At 70.7% G+C, this 6,272-nt stretch carries 6 protein-coding genes; 4 read left to right on the forward strand and 2 right to left on the reverse strand.

What is annotated here, in order from left to right; all coding sequences use genetic code 11:
- Positions 1-20 precede the first annotated feature (20 nt).
- Together JNB62_RS03820 and JNB62_RS03825 are read left to right on the forward strand one after the other, a co-directional pair.
- Positions 21-1,784 (forward strand): DUF4832 domain-containing protein, encoded by a 1,764-nt coding sequence (locus JNB62_RS03820; protein ID WP_223230900.1) that lies wholly within the window; start codon positions 21-23, stop codon positions 1,782-1,784.
- 148 nt (positions 1,785-1,932) lie between these two features.
- On the forward strand, positions 1,933-3,324 hold the full coding sequence (locus JNB62_RS03825) for an ATP-dependent DNA helicase (protein ID WP_308291716.1): 1,392 nt from the start codon (positions 1,933-1,935) through the stop codon (positions 3,322-3,324).
- 148 nt (positions 3,325-3,472) lie between these two features.
- Here the strand turns inward: JNB62_RS03825 and JNB62_RS03830 are convergent, their stop codons facing one another.
- Together JNB62_RS03830 and JNB62_RS03835 are read right to left on the reverse strand one after the other, a co-directional pair.
- The gene (locus JNB62_RS03830; protein WP_220299529.1) at positions 3,473-4,126 is read right to left on the reverse strand and encodes a biliverdin-producing heme oxygenase; all 654 of its coding nucleotides are present in this window, start codon (positions 4,124-4,126) and stop codon (positions 3,473-3,475) included.
- A gap of 46 nt (positions 4,127-4,172) precedes the next feature.
- Positions 4,173-4,499 carry a DUF2470 domain-containing protein gene (locus tag JNB62_RS03835; protein ID WP_220299530.1) on the reverse strand — a complete coding sequence of 109 codons (327 nt, stop codon included), beginning with the start codon at positions 4,497-4,499 and terminating at the stop codon, positions 4,173-4,175.
- A gap of 80 nt (positions 4,500-4,579) precedes the next feature.
- Here JNB62_RS03835 and JNB62_RS03840 point away from each other — a divergent pair, with 80 nt between their 5' ends.
- Both JNB62_RS03840 and JNB62_RS03845 read left to right on the forward strand, forming a co-directional pair.
- A complete protein-coding gene (locus JNB62_RS03840; RefSeq protein ID WP_220299563.1) occupies positions 4,580-5,851 on the forward strand; it encodes a serine hydrolase domain-containing protein in 1,272 nt (423 codons plus the stop codon).
- On the forward strand, positions 5,827-6,272 hold a 446-nt coding region (locus JNB62_RS03845), incomplete at its 3' end, for an EamA family transporter (RefSeq protein WP_374450194.1). The genes JNB62_RS03840 and JNB62_RS03845, both read left to right, overlap by 25 nt.

Here is a 6,272-nt window from a genome sequence, read left to right on the forward strand (position 1 = left end):
AAAGAAGCGAGGAACGAGCAATGATGCACCTGCCCCTTCGAACACGTGTCGCCGCGACGCTGCTGACAGCGGCCGTCGCCGCGGCCACGATGGCCGCCGCCGCACCGGCCGCCGCGACTGCTGCCGCGCCGGCGGACTCCGGCCACGCGGCATCCACGGATCCCGTCGTCGTCACGTATGAAGAGAACGACGCTGCGATCGCCAACCCGGCGCGCGGGTGGTACAAGCACACAGAGACGCACTCGCGCGCCGACGGCTCGGGCTGGACCGCACTGGACGCGGCGACGCTCGCGTCGTACCGCGAACAGGGCATCACGCAGATCCTCCGGGTCGTCTACCTGGAGCGCTACGTCGACGCCGACCTCGACGCGCAGCTGCTCGACGCCCTGACCGCCGACTTCCAGACCGCGCGTGAAGCGGGCGTCTCGGTCATCCTGCGGTTCGCCTACGTGCAGGGCGGCGCCTGGCCGTACACCCCTCCCTACGGCGATGCCACCGTGGAGCGCACGCTGTCGCACATCCAGCAGCTGACCCCGCTGCTGCGCGCGAACGCTGACGTCATCGAGGTGGTGCAGAACGGCTTCGTCGGGCTGTGGGGCGAGGGCTATTACACCGACCATTTCGTCGCCGACCCGGCGAACCCGGGGGTGGTCACCGAGGAGGACTGGGCGAACCGCACCGCGGTGACCGAGGCGCTGCTGGCCGCGCTCCCGGAGTCCCGGTCCGTGCAGGTGCGCACGATGCTCTCCAAGCAGCAGGCCTTCGACCGTCCGACGGGCGCAGCGGGCGCCCTCACGGAGGCCGAGGGGTTCTCGGGGAGTCCCGTCGCCCGCGTGGGCCACCACAACGACTGCTTCCTCGCCGCTCCGGACGACTGGGGCACCTTCCTCTCGGACCCGCTGAGTCTCGACCAGGAATACCTGGAGGCGGACACCCGCTTCGTGCCGATGGGCGGCGAGACGTGCAACGTCAACCCGCCGCGCTCGGAGTGGGCCTCGGCATCGGCCGAGATGGCGAGATACCACTACAGCTACCTGAACCGCGACTACAACCAGGACGTCCTCAACTCGTGGGGCGCCGGCAACCTCGTCGAGGTCGCGAAGAACCTCGGCTACCGCTTCGTGCTGAAGCAGTCGCGCGTCACGGGCGGACCCGCGCCCACGCTCGAGATCGACGTGCGCAACGAGGGCTGGGCTGCGCCGTACAACGAGCGTCCCGCCTACGTCGTGCTGGACGGTCCTGAGGGGCGTGTGACGCTCCCGCTCGGTGATGCGCGGACGTGGGCGCCCGGCGAGACCACCACGGTGTCGGTGTCGCTCGCGACGGTCCCCGCCGGACGGTACACGGCGTCGCTCGCCCTGCCCGCTGCCGAGCCGTCGATCGCGGCCGACCCGCGGTTCGCGATCCAGACCGCCAACGTCGGAACGTGGGTCGCCGCCGACGGGGTGAACGACCTCCAGCAGACCATCGAGCTGTCGACGCCGGCCGCGGTGGCCAAGCCGCGCATCGCCGCCGACGGGTCGGACGTGCGCGTGTCGTTCTCGGCACCATCGACGGAAGGCTCCTCGCCGCTGTCGGGTTACCGCGTCGCGCTCACCTCCGCGAGCGGCCAGTCGCGCATCCTCGAGGTCGGTGCGACGGCGTCGCAGGCGACGTTCGAGGACGTCCCGGCCGGCCGCTGGCGCGCGACCGTCACGGCGGTCAACGGTCAGGGCGACGCCGAAGCCTCCCCGCGGTCGGCGACCGCTGTCGTCCACCCCGGCCGGCGAACGCACGGCGAGTGAGCCGGAGGCGCTGAGCCGGAACGTGGATGCCGGGGCCCGCGGTCGACACCGGGCTCCGGCATCCGCTCGCCTGTGGACAGAGCGGATGCCGTCCACAATCGCCGACGGGACCGGCCGGGTGACGGCATCCGGTCGTTAGCATGAATCGGTGACCACCACGCCTCCTTCGCCTGCCGGCCTGGCGCTGTCGGCCGAGCAGGAGGCGCTGTTCCGGCTCATCGAAGACACGCGCGAGCACGTGTTCGTGACGGGCCGCGCGGGCACCGGCAAGTCGACGCTGCTGCAGCACCTGGCGTGGCACACGAACAAGCAGATCGCGGTGTGCGCGCCGACGGGCGTGGCCGCGCTGAACGTCGAGGGGCAGACGATCCACTCGCTGTTCAAGCTGCCGCTGGGCATCATCGGCTCGCACGACGAGCCGCAGTCCGACGCCACTCGCAAACTGCTGAACGCCATCGACACGCTCGTGATCGACGAGATCTCGATGGTCAACGCCGACCTCATGGACGCCATCGACCGCGCGCTGCGCCAGGCGCGGGGACGGCGGTCGGAGCCGTTCGGCGGCACGCAGATCGTCATGTTCGGCGATCCGTACCAGCTGGCACCCGTCCCGCCCCGCGGCGACGAGCTGCGGTACGTGCAGGACCACTACCGCTCGTTCTGGTTCTTCGACGCCAAGGTGTGGGTAGGCGAGACCGCGACCGACGGCATCCTCGACGTCGGCACGTACGGCACCGAGCTCAACATCCGCGAGCTCGTCGACATCCACCGGCAGAACGACCCCGCGTTCAAGGCGATGCTCAACGCCGTGCGCTACGGCCGCGTGACCGCCGACATCGCGCAGGTGCTCAACGACACCGGTGCGCGGCGTCCGCCGGACCCGTCCGACGGCGAGCATCCCATCATCACGCTCGCCACGCGCAACGACATCGTCAACAACATCAACCGGCGCCACCTCAACGAACTCGTGGGCCGCGAGCAGACCGCGCGCGCCGAGGTGAACGGCGACTTCGGACGGGGGGATGCCGCCTACCCTGCAGACCTCGAGCTCAAGCTCAAGGTCGGGGCCCAGGTGATGTTCCTGCGCAACGACACCGGGTCGTTCGGCGAGCCGCCGCGGTGGGTGAACGGCACGATCGGCACCGTCACGCGCATCGCCGGCGAGTCCGTGCGCGTGGACGTCGAGGGCGAGGAGTTCGACGTCGAGCCCTCCGTGTGGGAGAAGTACCGCTACTCGTACAACCCGGGCTCGAAGACGCTCACGCGCGACATCGTGGCCGAGTTCACCCAGTTCCCGCTGCGTCTGGCGTGGGCCGTCACGATCCACAAGTCCCAGGGCAAGACCTACGACCGGGCGATCATCGACCTCGGCTCCGGCGCCTTCGCGCCCGGTCAGACGTATGTGGCGCTGTCGAGGCTGACGTCGCTCGACGGCCTGTATCTGTCGCGTCCGCTGCGGCCCCGCGACATCCAGGTGGATGCCGACGTCCAGCGCTTCATGCGCGACGCCGTCCGCGGGCCCGTGGCTCCCGGTCGTTGAGCGGAGCGCGCTCTGGCGCGCGCAGACGAAACGCGGTTCTGGCACGGGGTTGCTCGTGCGGTCGGGGCGTTTCGTCTCGCTCGTTCCTCGCTCGCTCAACGACCGGGGGTCGTGGTGCCGGTCGTTGAGCGACGAAACGCTTGTGCGGTCAGGCGACCTTCGCGGCCTTGGCGGCGGCGAGGTCTTCGAAGAGCTCGGTGTTGAAACGGTAGGCGAGCAGCACCTCGTCGATCACGCGCTCCTGCTCGGCGGCATCCCACGGGGCGGCATCGAGCTGCTCGCGGTAGACGTCCTTGAAGGCCTTGGGGTCGGCGATGTCTTCGAACAGGTAGAAGCCGATGCCGTTGGTCTCGAACCCGAAGCGCCGGGCCATCAGGCGCCCGATGAACTGCCCGCCCGACAGGTCGCCGAGGTAGCGGGTGTAGTGGTGGGCGACGAAGCCGCCCGCCCACGTCGCGCCGACCTCGTTGATGCGGTCGACGTAGCGCCGCGTGGTGGGCAGCGGCTCGATGCGCTCGCGCCAGTCGGGGCCCACGAGGAACTCGAGGTCGGCCTCGAGCGCCGGCAGGCGCGTCAGCTTGTCGGAGATGAAGACCGCGGCGACGGGGTCGTTGCGCATCTGTCCCGCCGTGCGCTCCAGCGCCTCGTAGATGAACCAGTGCTGCACGACGAGGGCGATGTAGTCCTCGCGCGTGCCCTCCCCCTTCATGAGGTCGGCCATGAAGCCGGCGTGCTCGCTCGACGAGTGCGAGCGGCTGGAGCGCTCGCGCAGCGCGGCGGAGAACGGGATCGGGTCGCTCATACCTTCATGGTAACTGAAGATAAGGCGAACCTAACAAGAAGTTTTCTCAGGCGTGGGGTCGCGGTTCGATCCCGAGCCGCCGGCAGGCCTCGTCGTACAGGGCGACGATCTCGCGGCGCACCTCGCGCCGTTCCGAGATCAGCCCCGAGGGCCACGGCGCGGCGACCTCGACCGTCGAGCCGTCGTCCAGCGTCGCGAGCCACACCCCGCCGGCGCCGTCGAACCCGGTCATCGTCGCGGCCGTGACGACGGCATCCCCTCGTCCGTTCTCGGGGAGGAAGGCGCGCGCGATCAGCAGGTTGTCGTCGCCATGGTCGCCGTTCATGTGGCCGAGCACGCCCGCGAGTGCGGCGTCGTCGAATCGGTGGATCATGCTCACACCCTACGGACCGCCGTTCCGCGAGGGCGACTCTGGTGTGTTTGAATGCATTGCACGATCATCGGGGGGTGAGCATGCGGACCCGCTCCAGAAATCGCCGCGTCATCGCGGTGATCGCGGGTGCCGTCATGTCGGCCCTCGTCTTCACCGGCTGCTCGTTCGACTCGACCGCCGCCGAACCCGATCTGCCCGCGCAGGTGGATGCCGCGTTCCCCGACGACGTCCTCGCGGGTCTTCAGGATGCCGTCACCCGGGCGATGGGCACGTCGGGCTCGTCGGGCGCCGTCGTCGGAGTCTGGGCGCCGTGGAGCGGTGCGTGGATCGCGGGCCTCGGCACGCAGCGACCGGACGGCGGCGGCGATGTGACGGCCGACCTGAAGTTCCGTGCGGGCAAGGTCACGCGCTCGATGACGTGCGACGCGCTCTACGGCGCGGCCGAGGACCACAAGGTGAAGCTCGACGATCGGGTCACCGAGTACGTCTCGGGCGTGCCGGACCTCGGCGACATCACGCTGATGGAGCTGTGCGACGGCACGTCGGGCATCGGCTCGTACAGCGACCAGCTGCACGGCTCATGGATCGGCAACCCCGACCGGCAGTGGGACCCGCGCTATCTCGCGAGCTTCGGACTCGGCGAACCCCGCACGACCGCAGCGGGCGATGCCTACAAGGACTCCGACGCCGGCTACGTGCTGCTCGGCCTCGCGCTGGAGCGCGCCACCGGCCTGTCGGCCGCCGACCTGCTGCGCACCTACGTCACCGCTCCGCTCGGGCTCGAGGCGACCTCGCTGAGCGACGTGCCCTCGTCGGGCGCCCTGCAGGGCGGTCAGTCCATGCCGAACGCCGAGGGCGCCCTGGACTGCGCCGCCCCCGTCGACCTCACCGGCGTCTCGTCGAGCACCGGCTACACCGACTCCGGCGTCGTCACCGACATCCGCGACCTCGGGCGCTACGTGCAGGCGCTGGCGAGCGGCGCACTCGTCCACGACGACAAGAGGTTCGCCCAGCCGCTCCCGGTGGCCGCCGACGCGCCCTCCTGGTACACCGCCGACGGCGGAGCGCTCATCGCGGGCTCGCTGATCGGCCAGTTCGGAAAGACGCCCGGCTACCTGACCGCCGCGTTCGCCGACCCGAAGACGGGCCTCACGGTCGCGGTCGTGCTCAACAACTCGGCCGGCGACGGTCGCGTCGCCGAGTATCTCGCGTGGCAGCTCGCGGCCATCGCCTCGAAGGCGCCGGCGGCCGACGGCCAGACGGCCCCCGAGGCCGGGCTGCCCTGGACCGCCGAGCAGTACGGAGAGGCCGTCGCCTCGCTGGCGGTGTGCACTCCGCCGCCGTCCGAGTGACGCCGGGCACGAGCGCCTCCGCGGGTCCCCGCGGCACGACGCCGGCGATCCTGCTCGTCATCGCGGGGCTCGCGTGCCAGGAGGTCGGGGCATCGCTCGCGGTGCTGCTGTTCCCGCAGGTCGGGCCGCTCGGCATGGTGATGCTGCGCCTCGTGTTCTCGGCGCTCGTGCTGCTGGTCATCGCGCGCCCCCGCGTGCGTGGTCACTCCCGGCGGGACTGGACCTCCGTCGCGCTCTTCGGGCTCGTGCTCGCGCTCATGAACAGCCTGTTCTACCTGGCGCTGGAGCGCCTGCCGCTCGGCGTGACGGTCACCATCGAGGTGCTCGGACCGCTGGTGCTGTCGATCGTGGCCGCGCGCCGGGCGTCGGCCTGGCTGTGGGCTCTGCTGGCGCTGGCGGGGGTCGTCGCGTTGGGCGGGGG

The organism is Microbacterium jejuense, assembly GCF_019511665.1.
Taxonomy (GTDB): domain Bacteria; phylum Actinomycetota; class Actinomycetes; order Actinomycetales; family Microbacteriaceae; genus Microbacterium; species Microbacterium jejuense_A.

Excerpts from the sequence above, each read along its gene's own strand:
- JNB62_RS03820 (WP_223230900.1), top strand. The coding sequence starts at position 21 with ATGATGCACCTGCCCCTTCGAACACGTGTCGCCGCGACGCTGCTGACA.
- JNB62_RS03830 (WP_220299529.1), bottom strand. The coding sequence starts at position 4,126 with ATGAGCGACCCGATCCCGTTCTCCGCCGCGCTGCGCGAGCGCTCCAGC.
- JNB62_RS03835 (WP_220299530.1), bottom strand. The coding sequence starts at position 4,499 with ATGATCCACCGATTCGACGACGCCGCACTCGCGGGCGTGCTCGGCCAC.
- JNB62_RS03840 (WP_220299563.1), top strand. The coding sequence starts at position 4,580 with ATGCGGACCCGCTCCAGAAATCGCCGCGTCATCGCGGTGATCGCGGGT.